The organism is Microbacterium sp. RG1, from assembly GCF_005347485.1.
In the GTDB taxonomy this organism is placed as follows: Bacteria; Actinomycetota; Actinomycetes; order Actinomycetales; family Microbacteriaceae; genus Microbacterium; species Microbacterium binotii_A.
Genome location: NZ_CP034121.1, coordinates 2,463,097 through 2,480,074, shown reverse-complemented (window position 1 = coordinate 2,480,074; position 16,978 = coordinate 2,463,097). Strand labels below are relative to the sequence as shown.

Annotated in this window: 20 protein-coding genes; 11 read left to right on the top strand and 9 right to left on the bottom strand. The window is 69.9% G+C overall.

The genetic code is table 11. The features are described from left to right. Positions 1–2: 2 nt before the first annotated feature. On the bottom strand, positions 3–329 hold the full coding sequence (locus EHF32_RS12050) for a hypothetical protein (protein WP_137418410.1): 327 nt from the start codon (positions 327–329) through the stop codon (positions 3–5). A gap of 113 nt (positions 330–442) precedes the next feature. On the opposite strand from EHF32_RS12050, the gene EHF32_RS12045 reads away from it, so the two are divergent. Further along, positions 443–628: a hypothetical protein gene (locus tag EHF32_RS12045; RefSeq protein WP_137418409.1), complete on the top strand. Its 186-nt coding sequence runs from the start codon at positions 443–445 to the stop codon at positions 626–628. Between the two features lie 182 nt (positions 629–810). On the opposite strand, the gene EHF32_RS12040 is transcribed toward EHF32_RS12045, so the two are convergent. Together EHF32_RS12040 and EHF32_RS12035 are read right to left on the bottom strand one after the other, a co-directional pair. Further along, a complete protein-coding gene (locus tag EHF32_RS12040) occupies positions 811–2,181 on the bottom strand; it encodes an HNH endonuclease signature motif containing protein (protein WP_137418408.1) in 1,371 nt (456 codons plus the stop codon). 135 nt (positions 2,182–2,316) lie between these two features. After that, positions 2,317–3,402, bottom strand: a complete 1,086-nt coding sequence (locus EHF32_RS12035) for a type I restriction enzyme HsdR N-terminal domain-containing protein (protein WP_137418407.1) — start codon at positions 3,400–3,402, stop codon at positions 2,317–2,319. 249 nt (positions 3,403–3,651) lie between these two features. On the opposite strand from EHF32_RS12035, the gene EHF32_RS12030 reads away from it, so the two are divergent. Both EHF32_RS12030 and EHF32_RS12025 read left to right on the top strand, forming a co-directional pair. Continuing rightward, entirely contained in the window at positions 3,652–4,758 is a 1,107-nt protein-coding gene (locus EHF32_RS12030; RefSeq protein WP_137418406.1) for an NAD(P)-dependent alcohol dehydrogenase, read from the top strand. A 105-nt stretch (positions 4,759–4,863) separates the two neighbouring features. After that, complete coding sequence (locus EHF32_RS12025) at positions 4,864–5,289, top strand: hypothetical protein (protein WP_137418405.1); 426 nt, start codon at positions 4,864–4,866, stop codon at positions 5,287–5,289. Between the two features lie 99 nt (positions 5,290–5,388). On the opposite strand, the gene EHF32_RS12020 is transcribed toward EHF32_RS12025, so the two are convergent. Beyond that, positions 5,389–6,231, bottom strand: a complete 843-nt coding sequence (locus tag EHF32_RS12020; RefSeq protein ID WP_137418404.1) for a helix-turn-helix transcriptional regulator — start codon at positions 6,229–6,231, stop codon at positions 5,389–5,391. Between the two features lie 185 nt (positions 6,232–6,416). Here EHF32_RS12020 and EHF32_RS12015 point away from each other — a divergent pair, with 185 nt between their 5' ends. Then, entirely contained in the window at positions 6,417–6,782 is a 366-nt protein-coding gene (locus tag EHF32_RS12015) for a bleomycin resistance protein (protein WP_137418403.1), read from the top strand. On the opposite strand, the gene EHF32_RS12010 is transcribed toward EHF32_RS12015, so the two are convergent. Continuing rightward, the gene (locus tag EHF32_RS12010; RefSeq protein ID WP_137418402.1) at positions 6,779–7,300 is read right to left on the bottom strand and encodes an HAAS signaling domain-containing protein; all 522 of its coding nucleotides are present in this window, start codon (positions 7,298–7,300) and stop codon (positions 6,779–6,781) included. The two genes, EHF32_RS12015 and EHF32_RS12010, sit on opposite strands and share 4 nt — an antisense overlap. Further along, entirely contained in the window at positions 7,297–7,644 is a 348-nt protein-coding gene (locus tag EHF32_RS12005; RefSeq protein ID WP_137418401.1) for a PadR family transcriptional regulator, read from the bottom strand. The genes EHF32_RS12010 and EHF32_RS12005 overlap by 4 nt, the downstream gene beginning before the upstream one ends. A gap of 111 nt (positions 7,645–7,755) precedes the next feature. Here EHF32_RS12005 and EHF32_RS12000 point away from each other — a divergent pair, with 111 nt between their 5' ends. Next, positions 7,756–8,523 (top strand): SDR family oxidoreductase, encoded by a 768-nt coding sequence (locus EHF32_RS12000; protein WP_137418400.1) that lies wholly within the window; start codon positions 7,756–7,758, stop codon positions 8,521–8,523. A gap of 147 nt (positions 8,524–8,670) precedes the next feature. Here EHF32_RS12000 and EHF32_RS11995 read toward each other — a convergent pair whose 3' ends face one another. Continuing rightward, positions 8,671–8,862 carry a hypothetical protein gene (locus EHF32_RS11995; RefSeq protein ID WP_137418399.1) on the bottom strand — a complete coding sequence of 64 codons (192 nt, stop codon included), beginning with the start codon at positions 8,860–8,862 and terminating at the stop codon, positions 8,671–8,673. Positions 8,863–9,021: 159 nt separating this feature from the next. Here EHF32_RS11995 and EHF32_RS11990 point away from each other — a divergent pair, with 159 nt between their 5' ends. The 3 genes from EHF32_RS11990 to EHF32_RS11980 all read left to right on the top strand — a co-directional run bounded on the left by EHF32_RS11990 (position 9,022) and on the right by EHF32_RS11980 (position 11,906). Then, a complete protein-coding gene (locus tag EHF32_RS11990) occupies positions 9,022–9,882 on the top strand; it encodes a GIY-YIG nuclease family protein (RefSeq protein ID WP_202876815.1) in 861 nt (286 codons plus the stop codon). Between the two features lie 123 nt (positions 9,883–10,005). Then, a complete protein-coding gene (locus EHF32_RS11985) occupies positions 10,006–11,190 on the top strand; it encodes a hypothetical protein (protein ID WP_137418398.1) in 1,185 nt (394 codons plus the stop codon). After that, positions 11,190–11,906, top strand: coding sequence for a hypothetical protein (locus EHF32_RS11980; protein ID WP_137418397.1), 717 nt, complete (start codon positions 11,190–11,192; stop codon positions 11,904–11,906). The genes EHF32_RS11985 and EHF32_RS11980 overlap by 1 nt, the downstream gene beginning before the upstream one ends. Here the strand turns inward: EHF32_RS11980 and uraH are convergent. Next, a complete protein-coding gene (gene uraH / locus EHF32_RS11975; protein ID WP_137418396.1) occupies positions 11,891–12,223 on the bottom strand; it encodes a hydroxyisourate hydrolase in 333 nt (110 codons plus the stop codon). The two genes, EHF32_RS11980 and uraH, sit on opposite strands and share 16 nt — an antisense overlap. Beyond that, complete coding sequence (gene uraD, locus EHF32_RS11970; RefSeq protein WP_137418395.1) at positions 12,220–12,744, bottom strand: 2-oxo-4-hydroxy-4-carboxy-5-ureidoimidazoline decarboxylase; 525 nt, start codon at positions 12,742–12,744, stop codon at positions 12,220–12,222. The genes uraH and uraD overlap by 4 nt, the downstream gene beginning before the upstream one ends. A gap of 112 nt (positions 12,745–12,856) precedes the next feature. On the opposite strand from uraD, the gene allB reads away from it, so the two are divergent. Genes allB through EHF32_RS11955 form a run of 3 tightly spaced genes read left to right on the top strand, consistent with a single transcriptional unit; the run spans position 12,857 to position 16,967 of the window. Beyond that, positions 12,857–14,203: an allantoinase AllB gene (allB, locus tag EHF32_RS11965; protein WP_137418394.1), complete on the top strand. Its 1,347-nt coding sequence runs from the start codon at positions 12,857–12,859 to the stop codon at positions 14,201–14,203. Then, positions 14,200–15,402, top strand: a complete 1,203-nt coding sequence (locus tag EHF32_RS11960; protein ID WP_137418393.1) for an acetamidase/formamidase family protein — start codon at positions 14,200–14,202, stop codon at positions 15,400–15,402. The genes allB and EHF32_RS11960 overlap by 4 nt, the downstream gene beginning before the upstream one ends. Further along, positions 15,399–16,967: an AtzH-like domain-containing protein gene (locus EHF32_RS11955; RefSeq protein WP_137418392.1), complete on the top strand. Its 1,569-nt coding sequence runs from the start codon at positions 15,399–15,401 to the stop codon at positions 16,965–16,967. Before EHF32_RS11960 ends, EHF32_RS11955 begins: the two co-directional genes overlap by 4 nt. Positions 16,968–16,978: the final 11 nt, after the last annotated feature.

Sequence of the window (16,978 nt, the reverse complement as noted above, 5' to 3'; positions counted from 1 at the left end):
GATCAGGCCGCATAGATGATGCTGCGGAACAGGAGATAGCCGACGACGATGACGGCGCTGCCGGCGACCGGTGCCCACGATGACGCTCGTTGCCGGATGTGGCCGGTCACGAGCGCGGCCAACGTGATCCCCCAGCCGAGGATCAACGCTCCGGTGAGCGCCCAGCGCGCGGTCTGCACCGCCGGGAAGCACTTCGCGCAGTCGATCTGGGAGAACGCGTCCCAGAATGCGAACAGGAGGACGAGGCCGGTCACGGCGCCCTGCAGGAGCGCGAGGCCGAGGGCGGGCGCGACGACGCGGATGTCGCGGGATCCGTCGGTCTGCGTCATGGTGCCGATTATGGGCCCCTGCATCCGGTGCTCACAGCATCCACCCCTCAGCGTTGCTGGGGCGCTCGTGTGAGCCTCGTCGCGAACACTCGGTTCCGACTTACCCTCGGAATATGGCTTCCGCTTCGACCGACGTGCCCGCGTGGCTCCGTGTCGTGGTCTGGTCACTCGCTCTCGGGCTCGCCGTGCTCGGCGTCGCGCTCGCTCTGGCCGCTGCGAGTTGGTGGCCGCTCGTCGCTCTCCTCGGGCTTGCGATCCCGCTCCTCCCGATCTCGGGACGCACGGCTACGGACCGCTGACGCCTGTCTCCTCGCTGACGCGGCTGTCTCCTCGCTGACGCGGCGGGCTCCTCGCTGACGCGCGCGGTTCCGTGTCGCCGCGTGCGCGCGGAGGAGCAGTGTGCACGCCGAGTGGCCGCGTGGTCCCGCGCCATGTGCGCACCGACCAACCGCGTCCGCTCGCGGCCGGCGGCGACTCGGGTTCAGAACGGCGGCGGTGGACCCGCGGGTGGAGGGTCGGGCTCGGGTGGCGCGAACTCCGGGACGAAATGCACGCTGGGTGACGGCGGCTCGTCGATGTAGGTGTATCCGAGGGGCGAGGTCCATGCGAGGACGCCCGCGTGGATCTGTCTCACGCGCCAGCCGGTGAACTGCTTCATGGAGTGGTGGCGTTGACACAGCCCTTCGAGGTTCTCGAGCGTGGTGGACCCGCCCAGTGCGTGGTCGTGCGTGTGGTCGTGCTCATGGCGGATGGCGGGCACGCGGCATCCGGGGAATCGGCAGTGCGCGTCGCGGGCGCGCAGCCGACGCCGAAGATCGGGCGTGGGCTGGTAGCGGTCGGTGGCGAGTACCTGGCCCGTCGCGGGGTGAGTCAACAGGCGATCCCAGCCCGACGCTGCCCCGGCCAGGAGCCGGGCGGTGTCGGCGTCGATCGGTGCGCGTCCGGCGAGGTCGGCCGGGTGCTCGGATGCGTGCAGCAGGGTCAGCGCGGGCACGACGACCTGCACGTGGGCGCGGATGGCGCCGAGAGCGCCGGGCTGGTCGCCGCTGGCGGTGGGATCCACCGCAGGGGCCGCGCTGAGGAGGAGGTCGGTGAGGACATCCGCACGTACCTGATCCATCGTCCGCGCGTCTGACGCCACGATCTCGTCCGTTCGATCGCCGTCCGTGCGCAGTCGCTGCGCAGCGGCGCCGCGGGCGTCTTGGATGACGGCCGCCATGCGGGTGAGGCGGTCGTGGATGGCGTCGCCCAGGAGTAGGGGGATGGTTGCGGTCAGCTCGCACATGCCGTCGTCGAGGGGGTGAACGGTTACGGTGCGCATCTCGGCCGCATCACGGTGACGCTCCGTGAGGGTGCGCGGATGCAGCCGCTCGGCGATCATCTGCACACTCGTGCGGACGCGGCCCGCGGTGTCTTCCTCACACCGCACGAGCGCGCGCTGCTCGAACTCCGCTCGTGCGTGCCCGGGCAGCGCGCCGCCGCTCTCGCTGATCACGCGGACGTGCGCCTGCGTGATGTGCCCCGCCTCCCACGCGTCGACGGTTGCCGGATAGCTCGTCACGAGCTCGGCGGCCTCGACCATCCGGCGCTGCATCGTGCGGTCGGAGATCCGCAGCGGAACCGCCAGTTCGCTCGCGATGGCGCGGTGGGCCATGTCGGCAGCGCGCGCGGACCGACTCTGCCCGTCGCTCATCCGGCACGCGAGCTCCTCCGCGCGGGCGAGTGCGCGCACCAGACGCGCCTGCGCGGCGGCGAGGTCGGCCTGCGCCGCGTCCACCTGGTGTGCGATGGATGCGAGCGCAGCCGCATCCGCGTCGGAGAGACCGACGACGCTCGCAACCTTCGAAGACATGTTCTAAGAATAGGAGGGGCCTCGGACATCGCCGCTTGGATCGCGAGCGCGGATCGCTGACGAGTCGCCGCATTCAGAAAGCGTGCGGAAATCGATCGATGGGCGTGTGCGGATCGACTGGGTCGATCGACTGCCTCACGCGTACCGCGAGACGGCCTCGCGGATCGCGTCCGCGTGTTCGTAGATCTCCTCGAGCGACTCGATCGGATGCCGGGTCTCGACCTTCTCAGCATCCATGAGGCCGAGGTACTTCTGACGTCCGTTGAAATGCAGGCGCGCAATCGGCTTGCGGTTGTTGTCGTCGAGCAGGACGGCGAAGTAGCTCTTCGCGTCCCTGTGCGTCACCCGCTGAGGCTTGACGACACCGCACGCGATCGCCTTGACGATCTGGTATCCCTCGAGCTCTTCGAGCGTTGTCTCGATCTCCGTATCCCGAGCTATGTCACTCTCTGCGACGGGCGACGACGGCACCTCAGTGGACGGGGTCTCAGGTCTTATCCCTACTCCTGGCCCGAGCGCGGTTTTCAGTCTGTCGTTGACGCTCTCGGTGAGAAATTGCCGCGAAGCCTTGGCTACGAGGCTGGTGAACTGCTCTCGCACCTTTTGGGTGTACGAGCCGTCGTAGACGCGTGTCGTGAAGAACTTGATCCACTCGTCGCTGGGCTCGCGGAACTGCCTTGAGATCTCCCGCTTCAGAGCACCGACGTACTTCAGCTCCTCGGCCGCGCTGATGATCGAGTCGAGGTCGAAGTTCTCCTTGCTGAGCTTGCGGATCTCGGGTACGAGTGTCTCATCGATGTCCGCGAGATCGAGCACGAGAAACGGTTTCGCATCCATGATGTTCGGTGCGTCCAGATCGGTGAAGAACTGCCAGATCACCCCGTTCGTCAACGCCGCAATTCGCGCGTTGGTCGTTGCGAAGTACCGATACAGCTGAGAGGCATGCTCGACCTTGGGGACGCCGGTCGATACCTTGCACTCGATGAGGATCTGGACTTCGCCGTCGCGCATGATGGCGTAATCGACCTTCTCGCCGCGCTTTATGCCCACGTCTGCGGTGAACTCCGGCACGACCTCCAGCGGATCGAAGACGTCGTATCCGAGGATTGTGGAAATGAAGGGCATGACGAATGCGTTCTTTGTCGCCTCTTCAGTCCCGATGGCCGCTGCCTGATTGCGAACCTTCGACGCGAGCGCCGCGAAACGGTCCTCGAACTCCATTGTTCCCCCAAGAGTGTGTTCGATGTGGTCGCGAGCATAGCGAGCGCAGGGGCCGGCGCACAGGCGACATGAGCCGTTTCTTTACGTCGACAGAACTACCGCATCGCCACCATCTGCCTCGCGCGCGGCGCACGCTGGCCGGCCGGACAAATTGAGAATCGATCTCGGATCGTTGCCTCTGGGGCAGGCGTAGCCTGACGATGCGCGCGGTTACATACGTGCGCATTGAGTTTTCTCAGGAGGTTCGCCATGTCCACCACCGCCCTCGCAGCCGTGCTCAACGGAGTCGACGAGTCGTTCGTCTTCGAAGACGTCGTACTCCAGGATCCCCGTCCCGACGAGCTGCTCGTCCGCATCGTCGCGGCCGGCCTGTGCCACACCGACCTCGCCGTGCAGCACGGCCACATCCCGAGCGCCTTCCCGCGCGTGCTGGGCCATGAAGGCGCGGGCATCGTAGAGCGCGTGGGCGCCGACGTGACCGGCTTCGCCGAGGGCGACCACGTCGCCGTGTCATTCGCGTCGTGCGGGCGCTGCGAGAACTGTCTCGCGGGACGCCCCGCCTACTGCCTGCAGTTCATGCTCCTCAACATCGGAGGCGTCCGCGCCGACGGAACCGGAACGATGGCTCTCCCCGACGGCGGCGAGGTCGTCGGCAGCTTCTTCGGACAGTCGTCGTTCGCGACGCACGCCCTGGTGGCGGCGCGCAACGCGGTGAAGATCGACGAGGACGTCCCTCTCGAACTCGTCGGGCCGCTCGGATGCGGCATCCAGACCGGCGCGGGAACCGTGCTCAACTCGCTCGGCGTCGGCGCGGGCGACGCGCTCGTCGTCAGCGGAACGGGGGCCGTCGGGCTGTCGGCGATCATGGCGGCCAAGGCTGCGGGGGCGACGACGATCGTCGCCGTCGACGTCCTGCCCGAGCGCCTCGAGGCCGCGAAGCGTCTCGGTGCCACGCACCTCGTCGACGGCAAGGCGGACGACGTCGTCGACCAGATCAAGGCGGCCACGGGCGGCGTCGGAGCCGAGTACGCGCTCGACACCACGGCGATTCCCGCGGTCATCGGCAACCTCGTCGCTTCGGCGCGCTTCGGCGCGAAGGTCGCCACGGTCGGCGTTGCGAAGCCGGATGCGGTCGCCCCCGTCGGCCTGTTCTCCGGCTCCGGCGTGACTCTCGTCGGCGCGATCGAAGGCGACGCCGTGCCGCAGACCTTCATTCCCAAGCTGCTGGCCATGTACAAGGCCGGCGAGTTCCCGTTCGACACCCTCGTGACGACCTACCCGTTCGATGAGATCGAGAAGGCGATCGCCGACACGCAGTCCGGCGCAGCCGTCAAGGCCGTCCTGGTCATGCCCTGACCGCCTCCTGATCGGGGGCGACCGGTGGCTTCAGCCGGTCGCCCTTGAGGGCTCTAGGCGGAGCTGTCGCACCCCAGCGTCGGGACCTCCTGGGAACGTGGTCGAATGGTCACGCTGTTCGATTTCGGGCGGAAGCCCACCTCCGCCGATGTGAAGACGTACGCCTCGCTCTCCGCCGACGAACGCCTGCAGATGCGCATCGCGCTCGCCGGCAAGGCCCAGACGAACACGGCGGTGGCCGTGTCGGCCACCGCTCTCGTCGTGGCTACCCTCGGCTTCGTCCCCCGGCTCACCGAGAGCTGGTCGCTGCCGAACCTGGTGTTCGTCCTGGTCTTCTGTCTGGCGGTCATCTCCTTCGCGGGTCTGGCCGTCGTCCTGGCGGGTCTGGATCCTCAGCGGACGCGCCGCGCGTGGCGCGAGGTGTTCGATTACACGGATGCGCACCATCCACCCGCGCCCGATGCGGATCGTCCCGCGTCGCGTCTCACCCGGTGGTGGCGCAGCCGCGCGCCGCGGCGCCACCACCGGTGAACGCTCATCGATCGACCTCTCACCTGATTGCGCCATCTCGACGCCCGGGGACATGTCTGGAACGTCGGACCTCGTGGCGGAGCCCGGATGCCGGCGCCTTCAGTCGACGCGGCCGAACTCCTGTACCCCGACCACCCCCAGCAGCCGCAGCTTCTCCTCGTCGCTCGAGCCGGGCGCCGCGGTGAGCACGAGGAGGGACTGTGACTGGTCCTCGGTGAACAGCACCTGGCAGTCCACCTCGATCGGTCCGATCTCGGGGTGCAGGAGCACCTTGTGATCGCTGAACCGGCGCGCGACCTCCTGCCTCTCCCACAGCGCCGCGAACTCGTCGCTGATCCGCAGAAGCTCGTCGACGAGCGCCTGCGCGCGCATCCCCTCGACGGCTACCACGGCGCGAAGCCCCGAGACGAGAGCACGTGACTGCCGTTCGTGGTCGTCGCGCGGATAGCGGGCGCGTGCCGCATCGGGGTGCGCGAACCAGCGGTACGCCTCGTAGCGCTCCCACCCGCTCGCCCCCGCGTGGTCACCGAGCAGCGCCGCGCCCATCCGGTTCTGCAGCAGCGTCTCGCCCAGTGACGAGATGATCACTGCCGGTGTATCCGCGAGACGGTCGAAGACCCGCTGGAGCGCAGGCACCACGTGATCACGAGCCAGGATGCGGTCGGGAGCATTGTGACCGGCGACGCGGAAGAGATAATCGCGCTCGTCCGCCGACAGCCGCAGAGCACGCGCGAGCGAGGCGAGCATCTGCGTGCTCGGCTGCGGGCCTCGCTGCTGCTCGAGTCGCGTGTAGTAGTCGGTCGACATCGCCGCGAGCTGCGCAACCTCCTCGCGGCGCAGGCCGCCCGCACGCCGACGCGGCCCTGTCGGCAGCCCCACGTCACCCGGGCGCAGCTGTTCGCGACGAGAGCGGAGGAAGTCGGCGAGGGCGGCGCGATCCATGCGTCTATTGTGTGCGGCCGGCCGCATCCGGAACCAGGGATCGACGATCCGCCCGTGACCCGGCGTCGTGGGCGCGACGGCGCGGATGAGGATGACCGGATGCGCAGGCCCCGACTCTCGCGGATCCCGTCGGGTGAGCGCGGCCGGGCTTGAGCAGGTCCGAGCGCGTGGTTAAGGTCCCACGCATGACTGATCGAGCGGTTCCCCACCTTCCGTCTCGCGACTTCGAGGCGACGGTCGCGTTCTACGGCGGTTTCGGGTTCCAGCCCACGTATCGCGACAGCGAGTGGCTGATCATCGAACGCGGCGACCTGCAGCTCGAGTTCTTCCCTGCCGCCGATCTGGATCCGACCCGGAGCTCGTTCATGTGCGGCCTGCGCGTCGACGATCTCGACACGCTCTACGACGCAATCCGGGCGAGCGGCGTCGCTGAGCGGGCCGAGGGGCACCCTCGGCTGCACGCCCCGCTTCGTCAGACCTGGGGGCGTCGGGTCGCGCACCTCATCGACCTCGACGGCACGCAGCTGAATCTCATCGAGAACGAGCTCTAGGCGAGGTCGGTGCGCCGGAACAGGCGCCAGGACCGCGCGCCGACCAGGAGCGCGACCGCCACCACCACGGCGGGAACCACGAGCCACTCCACTCCGCCGGACCAGCCGATGCCGATCCCGTTCGGGTTCGAGAACGCGATGACGGGGACGAACAGGAAGCGAGCCTGGGCGCTCATGGGCGCGGCAGCATCGACGACCGCCAGCATCCCTCCGGCGAACGCGAGGAAGATCACCCAGTACGTGAAGAGGGCGGCCAGAGCGGTGAGCACGCCGATCGACCACAGCGGCCTCGGTCGTCCCCCCTCGCCGTATCGTGCCGCGAGTGCGCGCGGCGACCCGAGGTCACCGAGTGCCGCCTCGAGGGGTCGCGGATCATCGTCGATCTCCTCGCGCAACGAGCGGAGGATGCGTCGGCGTTCGGATGCTGGCACCACGGCTTCGAGGTGCCAGTCGACGCGCATCAGGTAGAGCGATGCGCGCAGCCCCGTCGAGCGGCGGGTGGATCGTGAGCCGGTCATGCGCCTTCCCTTCCGGAAGTGAGTACGTGGTCGACGGCCGAGGCCGTCTGTTCCCACTGCGTGCGGGCGTCGGCGAGTGCTGTCATACCCGCCGAAGTGAGCGCGAAGTACTTCCGCGGCGGCCCGCTCGGCGAGGGCTTCGAGGTCGTCGTCACCCAGCCCTCGCGTTCCATCCGGTTCAGCACCGGGTAGACGAGACCCGTGCTCGCGTCCAGGCCGAGCGCAGCGAGCCGTTCGACGAGTTCGTAGCCGTACGACTCGCGCGCATGGATGAGGTGCAGCGTGAGCATCGGAAGCACCGCTCGCGTGAGCTGCGCATCCTGTCGCGCCTGTATCCGTGACACGCTAATAGTGAAACACGAGTAGTAGGCGTTGGCCACCCTTCTTCGGGGGAGCGGCGATCCCCCGATAGCCGCTCCCTTCTCGGATGCGGTGACTCCGGCGAGGCTCGAGGCATGGACATCACCGGAAACACCGTCTTCATCCCCGGCGCGACCAGCGGCATCGGCCTGGCGCTCGCGCTCCGCCTGCAGGCGGCGGGCAACACCGTCATCGTCGGCGGCCGGCGCCGGCAGCTCCTCGAGACGATCGCGGAGGCGCACCCCGGGATCGACACCGTCGAGATCGACACGGCGGATGCGGCATCCGTGCGCTCCGCCACCGCATCCGTCATCGCACGTCACCCCTCTTTGAACGTGCTCGTCACGATGGCGGGCGTCATGCACGTCGAGGACTGGAGCACGCCCGACGGCTTCCTCGCCTCGGCCGAGCAGACCGTCACGACCAACGTGCTCGGCCCGATCCGGCTCATCGCCGCCGTCATCGATCAGCTGCGCGCGCAGCCGTCCGCGACGATCATCACCGTCTCGTCCGGGCTCGCCTTCGCCCCGCTCGCCGCGACCCCCAGCTACAACGCGTCGAAGGCGGCCATCCACATGCTGAGCGAGTCGCTGCGCCTGCAGTTGGCGGGAACGTCCGTCGCGGTGAAGGAGCTCGAGCCGCCCTCCGTCGCGACCGATCTTCTGCCTGGCCAGCGCGACAGCGCGTTCGCGATGCCGCTCGACGCGTTCGCTGACGAGGTCATGCAACTGCTGCGGGACGAACCTGATGCGCCGGAGATCCAGGTCGAACGCGTCAAGTTCCTGCGGTACGGCGAGGCGCGCGGCGATTACGACCAGGTGGTCGCCACCCTCAACCAGTCCGACCCGCACGGCAAGGGGTGATGTCGCGACATCTGCACGACGCGTGGGGCGGATGTCGGCGGCTGCGGCCGCGGGCGCGGCACCTGCCCCGCCGATCGTGCAGACGTCGCAACGCTCGGGCTGCAGCATTCCGCTGCGGCGAGCGGACGCGGCGGATGAGGGCCGACGCTACCCGCGCGACGAGGTCTCGTCGCGCACGAGCCCGATGATCCCGCGAAGGGTCAGCAGCACGCCGAGCACGAGCGAGAACCAGAGCCATCCCGTCGGTTCGATGATGAGGCCCGCGACGGAGACGCCGAGGGCGAGCAGTCCGAAGACGAGCATGAAGATCGCGACGCCGCGAGAGATGGTCCCCAACATGCGGTGAGCGTAGCGTGCCGCGGGTGCGTGTGGGGCGTTTCATCTCGGTGGCCTCGGAACACGACCGCGCGGGTGTCCGGGTTCGTTCGGGATGCGGCAGCGACCGTTCCTCGGTGACCGGGCCGACCGTACGCTCGCGGCAGAGCCCCGAGGAGCGCCGTGATCCGATTCGCAGACTTCATGCCCGTGCCCGCACCCGAACGCACGAAGGTGAAGTTCAACATCCGCGCAGGCGTGGGCGGCGCGGCCGCATACGACCTGCTGATGGCCGACGACCCCGAGCCCTGGCTGTCCATGACGCGGTACCGCTCGCGACACCAGAACAACAATATGGGCCGCGCGGAATATGTCCTGGCGTTCGCGCAGTACTACCCGTACGGACCCGAGTACTTCGTGTTCGGCGGCCTCTTCCGTGTCGAGCCGACCGTCCCCGAGACGCTCGGCGACGACGGCTATCGGCTCACCCCGCTCCATCGGTACTCGGAGTACGTGAAGCGCCTCATCGTGAAGCTGAACGAGCCCATCGGCCGCAACCTCTACCTCCGCTCCTACGACAACCTGCAGGACGGCCCCCTCGCCCCCGAGGTGTACGAGCTGGCCCGGGACGTGAAGCTCGGGGCCTTCCCCGGCTACCAGAACGTACGGCTGCGTCACCGGGACCTGCAGCGCATCATCGCGAACGACGAACCGAGCTGGAAGGACGCCCTCTCCAGCGTCAAGGGCGTGTATGTCATCACCGACCTCAGCGACGGCCGCCTCTATGTCGGCTCGGCGTCGGGTGAGGCGAACGGCCTGTGGCAGCGGTGGGCGGGCTACGCGCACGTCGCCGATCTCTCCGGCGGCAACCGCGAGCTCGAGCTGATCAAGCTCACACGCGGCGACGGACACATCGTCGAGCACTTCCAGTACTCGATCCTCGAGATCTTCGACCCCAAGACCCGCGCGGAGACCATCGTGCAGCGCGAGTCGTTCTGGAAGCTCGCCCTCGACAGTCGCGCTCACGGGCTCAACGCCAACTGACCGGGCACCCGCGCCGTCGCGACCGATGTCCGGATTCGTCCGGGAGTGGCCTCCCCGCCCGGGCCCGGCCCTCCACGGCCCCTAGCGTCGAGGCGTCATGACGCACGGCGAGAGGACACGGGCATGCCGGACGGGAACGTGGACTGGGACTTCTGGGCGCAGATCGCGACGGTGATCGCGGCGTTCGCCGTGCCGATCGCCGTGCTCGCCCTCGTTCTCGAGATGCGCCGGACGGCGGCCGCCCAGGCCGCTCGTGTGGTGGCGTGGACCGTGGTGCCGCACGACCGCATCCGCTCCGCCGGGGTGCGCGGGATCGTCATCGTGAACGAGTCCGAGCAGGTCGCCCGTGACGTGCGCATCGACGTGCACGCAGAGGGATCGGATGCGGTGACCGCCGTCTATCCGATCGTCCCGCCCGGGGCGCACTTCCTCACCCTCCAGGAACGCCAGGCAGCCGATGCCGAGGGGGAAGCGCCGTGGGTCGGCGAGGGCAACGACTACGTGCTGCTGCCCGTGAGTCAGAAGGACGGCGCGCTCACCATCAGCCTTCGTCACGCGCAGACCTCTCCCGGCGACGAGATGCGCCAGTACGAACTCCTGCCGTGGACGCAGGCGGGGGGCCGGGCGGACTCGAGCTTCGCTGCGGAGGTGTTCGAGTACTCCCTCGGGAACACCCGCTGGCGCCGTCGGTCCGACCTCAGCATCCGTCGCCGCCGTCCGTCGCGGTCGCGGGCGTGGCAGCTGTGGCGTCCGCGCCCCGCGGGACAGCCGGACGTGGGCGAGCGCCGGTTCCCGGAGGTGTCGCTCAACAGCGAGCAGGCCAGGCTCGTGATCGCCGACACGGAGGACACGTACCTGCAGTCGCGAACGCTGATGGATGCGGTGGGCCACCGACTCGCCGGCGGCATCGATCCGGCCGAGTCCAAGCCGGTGACCGACCGGCGACTGCTCGAGTCCGGCATCGTCGAGATGCGTCGGACGCGCGAGTCGACGCGGCAGGGAGAGGTCGGTCGCGGCGCCCTGGCGTTCGAGTTCTCCTACGCACCGGCGGGAGGGGAGGCGGTGGCCGCCTACTCGTTCGGCGCGTCGCAGTACGGCGATGTGCCGGCCTGGTTCGGACGCAAGACCCCCAAGGGAGCCGAGTCCGTGTCGTTCAAGAAGCGCGGGTGGCATCCGAAGCGCCGCAAGGCGTCCGACTGGCCCGCGGACGGCGCGGAGCTCGCTGCGGCCATCGTCGATGCGATCGTGGAGGACCTGCGCGAGCACGTCCCCTCGATGGATGCGGCCGCATCCGCCGACGCCCGCTGATGGACTCGCTGTACCGACCGCATCCGTCCTGGCTGCCGGCGACGTACCTGCTGTTGGCGACGCTCGGGCTCATCGCCCTCCCGCTCGCCGTCATGGGGAGGGTGGATGAGTCGACCATCGTGCTCGTCGGCCTGGTCTACGTCCCGCTCGGCTGGGTGGCGATCAGCCTCGCTGCGGCCGTGCGGATCCGTCCGCGGGTGCGGTTCGACGCCGCGCGATGGGTGGGCCTGCTGGCGCTGCCCGCCTGGGGCTGGTCGTGGCTGTGGACGAGGTTCATGCGCCTCGTGGCCACGCACTTCCTGCGCACGGTCATCATCACGTCGCTGATCGTGTGCGCCGGGGTGACTGTCGGCCTGCTCGCGGGGGGAGTCAGTGGATGGATTGTGCTCGTGGTCGGCGTCCTCGCGCTCGGCGTGCAGATCGGAGGCGTGCGGTGGGCCAACGGCTACACCTCGGGGTACACCGGGGGCGTCAGCGTGTTCGCGCTCGCGGCGGCCGGCATGTTCGTCATCGGTTGCCTCGGGTGGGTGTTCGCGCTGGCCGCCGGCGTGTTCTTCCTCGCCCTTCCGGCGCTGCTCGCGTGGTTCGTCCTCGGTGTGCTGGGCGCGCCGGTGTGGCTCGTGATCACGGCCGTCGCGGTGGCGCTCGCGAGCTTCGTGGTCCCCTTCATCCTCGAGCTGCGCTCCACCTCCCGCGCGGGTCAGCTTCCCCGGTAGGTGGAGTACGCGAACGGGCTCAGCAGCAGCGGCACGTGGTAGTGCGGCCGGTCGGCGATCGTGAAGGTCACCGTCGCGAGAGGGTAGAAGGTCTCGACGCCGCGGTCGGCGAAGTACGCGCCGGTCGCGAACGTCAGTGCGTACATTCCCGCCTCGAGAAGGTCCGGGCCGATCGCGAGACGGCCGTCCGCATCCGTGAATCCCTCGGCGACGCTCTCGATCGCACCGCCCTCGTGATGCCGGTGCAGGGTGACCGCGACGTTCGGCGCCGGCGTTCCGGCGGTCGCGTCGAGGATGTGGGTGGTCAGGTGGCTCACTCCGCCTCCTCCGGTTCGGCCTCGTCGGCGACGATCGTCGCGTCCAGGCGCAGCAGGGCGATCTCGGCCAGCTGCGCGGTCGCCTCGCGGGCTTCGGTGTCGTCGTCGTTGTCGAGTCTGCGGTGCAGCTCGGCGAGCATCTCCTGGGGGCTGCGACCCGCGGCGCGGATGAGGAAGACGCGGCCGAAGCGCTCCTCGTACGCGCGGTTGCCCGCGGAGATCGCGGCGGCGACATCGTCGGCCGCGGTCGACATCGCGGCCTGCTCCTTGCGTGACGCGTCGGCCTCGGCGCCCGAGCCCGTCGGCTTCTCCCCGATCCGCGGATGATGCGCGAGCGCCGCATCCAGATCGGCCCGCGACCAGACGCCGGCGAGGTCGCCGGCGTAGGAGCGGAGGGCGTCGATCGAGGCGAAGGGGCGCGCGGCGACGATCGCGTCGACCCAGCCCGGCACCGCCGCCCACACCGACACCACCAGCGACGCCTCGGCGGCGTCGAGGGCGTTGAACTCGTCCAGTTGCATGCGCGCCACCCTACCCAGCCCGCATTGCCGTCGCGTGACCCGGCGGGCGCGTGCGCGCTGAATGTTGGTAACAGTTACATTTGCGAAATGTGGAGCACTTAGCGTTGTCGGCATGACGACCCCCGCACCCGCCGTCATCGCGGCGCGACGTGTGTTCCTCGACGGGGCCTTCCGCCCCGCCACCGTGACCGTGACCGATGGGCGCATCAGCGCGATCGGCGATTTCGATCCGGATGCGGAACGCGCTCTGCCGGACGACCTCGTGCTGCTGCCGGGTCTCGTCGACTCGCACGTGCATCTGAACGACCCGGGTCGGGCGAGCTGGGAGGGCTTCGACACGGGGACGGCGGCGGCCGCCGCCGGCGGCGTCACGACCGTGCTCGACATGCCGCTCAACAGCATCCCGGTCACCACGACCCCCGCGGCCCTGGCGGAGAAGCGGGCCGCCGCGAGCGGGCGCATCGCCGTCGATGTGGGCTACTGGGGCGGCGCCGTACCGGAGAACATCGGCCGCCTGCGGGAGCTCGCCGAGGCGGGCGTCGTCGGCTTCAAGTGCTTCCTCTCGCCGTCGGGCATCGACGAGTTCGGACACCTCAGCGCCGAGCAGCTCGATGAGGTGCTCACCGAGCTCGCCGCTTTCGACGGACTGCTCATCGTCCACGCCGAGCACCCCGCGCACCTGCACGCCGACGGCGCGCTCGGTGTGCACTACGCGGACTTCCTCGCCTCCCGCCCGCCTGCCAGCGAGCGGGCTGCGATCCAGCTCGTGATCGAGACCGCGCGGCGCACGGGTGCGCGCGTGCACATCGTGCACGTCTCCGACGGCACGGCGCTCGACGACGTCAGGGCGGCCAAGGCCGAGGGCGTGCGGATCACGGTCGAGACGTGCCCGCACTACCTGACCCTGGATGCGGCTGCCGTTCCCGACGGCGCCGCATCCTTCAAGTGCTGCCCGCCGATCCGCGACCTCGCCAATCAGGACCTGCTCTGGCAGGGCGTCCTCGACGGCACGATCGACGCGATCGTCAGCGACCACTCGCCCGCGACCCCGGAACTCAAGGGCGAGCCGGACTTCGGCCTTGCGTGGGGCGGGATCTCGGGCCTGCAGACAGGGCTGTCGAGCGTGCACACCAGAGCGCTCGAGCGCGGCATCCCGCTCGAGGCGTTCCTGCCGCTCATGACGACGGGGCCGGCGCGTGTCGGCGGACTCGGCTCCCGCGGCACGATCGCCGTCGGCGAACCCGCCCACCTGACCGTCTTCGCGCCCGATGAGACGTTCACGGTGGATGCGGCTGCCCTCGAGTACCGCAATCCGCTCTCGCCGTGGCACGGAGCGAGCCTCACGGGTGTCGTCGCCGAGACGTGGCTGCACGGCGAGCCGGTGTACCGTCGCGGCGAGGGTCTGCTCGCGCGCACCGGGCGCGAGCTGATCGCGGCAATCGACGAGGAGCGCCAGTGAGCACACCCATCCTGCAGCCGGGCGTCGGCGACGTCACGGGCGAGTACTACCTTCCCGCCGCCGTCGAGAACGTGTTCTGGGGCCGGCTGCCCTGCGCGACCGACGCTCCGGTGCTGCGGATCGAACCCGGCGCCACCGTCACGGTCGACACCGTGAGCCACGAGGGCATCCTCGAGGATCAGGGCAAGGACCCCCGCGCCTACTTCGGCGCGCACGGCGTCGCCGCCGAGCAGGTGCTCGAGGATGCGGTGGCGATCGCCGCATCCCTCTCGCGCGACGTGATGGCCGACGGCCCCCACGTGGTGACCGGGCCCATCCATGTCGCCGGCACCGAACCGGGCGATCTGCTGCAGATCACGGTCGTGCGGCTCGAGCCGCGGGTGCCCTACGGCGTGATCAGCAACCGTCACGGCAAGGGTGCCCTCGTGGGCGAGCTGCCTCGGGGCGAGCACAACGTGAGCGTGTTCACCCCCGTCGTGGAGCAGGACGGCGCTCTCGTGGGCACGTTGCCGCTCGTCGAGGGGGGAGCGGCGGCGGTGACCTTCCCGCTCGCACCGTTCCTCGGCACGATGGGTGTGGCCGTCGCAGGCTCCGACCGCCCGCACTCCGTGCCGCCCGGAGCGCACGGCGGCAACATCGACATCAAGCTGCTGACCGAGGGCGCCGTGCTGTACCTGCCGGTCCAGGTCGCGGGCGCGCTCGCGTACGTCGGCGATCCGCACTTCGCGCAGGGCGACGGCGAGGTCGCGCTCACCGCGCTCGAGGCGTCACTGCGCGCCACCCTGCGGTTCGACGTCGTGCCGCGCGCGGTCGCGCTGGCGGAGTTCGGCGAGCTCCTCGGACCGCTCGTGCGCACCGACGAGTACCTCGTTCCGACGGGACTGGACCCCGACCTCGGCGAGGCGATGCGTCGCTGCGTACGCGCGGCCCTCACGCTGCTCCAGGCGCGGTACGGCATGGCCGAGCACCTCGCCTACGCGTACCTCTCCGCCGCGACCGACTTCGACATCTCGCAGGTGGTGGACATCGTGTGCGGCGTGCACGCCCGCATCCGGGAGGCGGACTTCGCGAAAGTCTCGGCATCCGGCGCCGCTTCTGCAGGAGATCTCCCTCCATCAGGAGATTCCGCGCCGGATTCTCCTGATGGGCGTGATTCACCTGCGCAAGTGACGACGACGGATGCGGAGGGCCGGGCATGAGCGAGATCCCCGCCGACCTCCGGGCCGCCTTCGACCGCTACGAGCGGGCGATCCTCGACAACGACCTCGCGGTGCTCGACGAGATGTTCGCGCCCGGCGACGAGACGCTGCGCGGGGATGCGGCGGGGCTGCTCGTCGGCCACGACGTGATCAGCGCGTTCCGGGGCGTCCGCGGCGGCGTCGCACCGCGGGTGATCGAACGCATCGAGTACCGGCCGCTCGCCGACGACCTCGCCCTGCTCGTGTCGGTGTCGCGCTTCACCGGCGGCGGCACCGGGCTGCAGACCCAGCTGTGGCGGCGCGGCGGAAGCGGATGGGTCATCGAGGCGGCGCACGTGACGGGCAAGGCGCAGGCGCTCGACCGGTCGGTCTGGCGCACGGTCGGCGACCCGCTGTGGCAGGGCGCATGGGAGGGTCCGCTCGAAGGCCTCAACGTCGCCGTCAAAGACCTCTTCGCCATCAAGGGCTACCGCATCGGCGCGGGCAACCCGACCTTCCTCGAGACGGCGAGGCCCGAGTCCACCACGGCTCCGGCCGTCGCCGATCTGCTGCGCGGCGGGGCGTCGCTGCGCGGCATCGCGCGCACCGACGAGTTCGCGTACTCGATCGCAGGGGACAACGCGCACTACGGCACACCTCCCAACGGTGCGCTCCCTGGCGCGCTGCCGGGCGGATCGTCGAGCGGGCCCGCATCCGCCGTCGCGACAGGGCAGGCGGAGGTGGGACTCGCCACCGACACCGCGGGGTCCGTGCGCGTGCCCGCTTCGTACCAGGGCCTGTGGGGCCTGCGAACGACCCACAACCTCGTACCGCGGCAGGGGATGCTGCCTCTCGCGCAGTCCTTCGACACGATCGGCTGGCTCACGCGCGACGGCAACACCCTCCAGCGTGTCGTCGACTGGTGCCTGAGCTACGACGGCTCGGAGTCGACCGAGAGCGTCTTCGGCGAATCCGCGGGCGACCTGCCCTGGCGCTTCGTCATCCCCGAGGACGTGCTGACCCACGTCGAGCCCGACACCCGGTCGGCGTTCGATGCCTACGTGGAGCGGCTCGCCGCATCCGAGAGAGCGCCGGAGATCGACACCGTCTCGATCGGCGACCTCGACGAGTACTTCGAACCGTTCCGCACCGTGCAGGCGGCGGAGGCCTGGCGCAACAACCGCGAGTGGCTTCGCGCCCACCCGGGATCCACGGGGGCGGCGGTCGCCGAGCGGTTCCGCATCGCCAGCGAGGTCACGGCCGAGGCGGAGCGCGTCGCGCGCCAGGCGCTCGAGCCGCTCCGCGAGCGCGTGCACGCCCTCCTGCAGAACGCCGTGCTGCTGCTGCCCACGGTGCCCGGCCCCGCCCCGATGCGCACGTCGGACCCGGCGAAGGTGGATGCGGTGCGCCAGGCCACGCTGCGCATGACGACGCCCGCGGCCGTCGCCGGCACCCCCGCCCTCTCGATCCCGCTGCTCACCGTCCGCTCGCAGCTCGGCCCCGCACCCGTCGGGGTCTGTCTCGTCTCGCGCAGCGGTACCGACATCGCCCTCGTCCGTCTCGGACGCCGCCTCGCTGCGCTCTGACCGCGATCCCC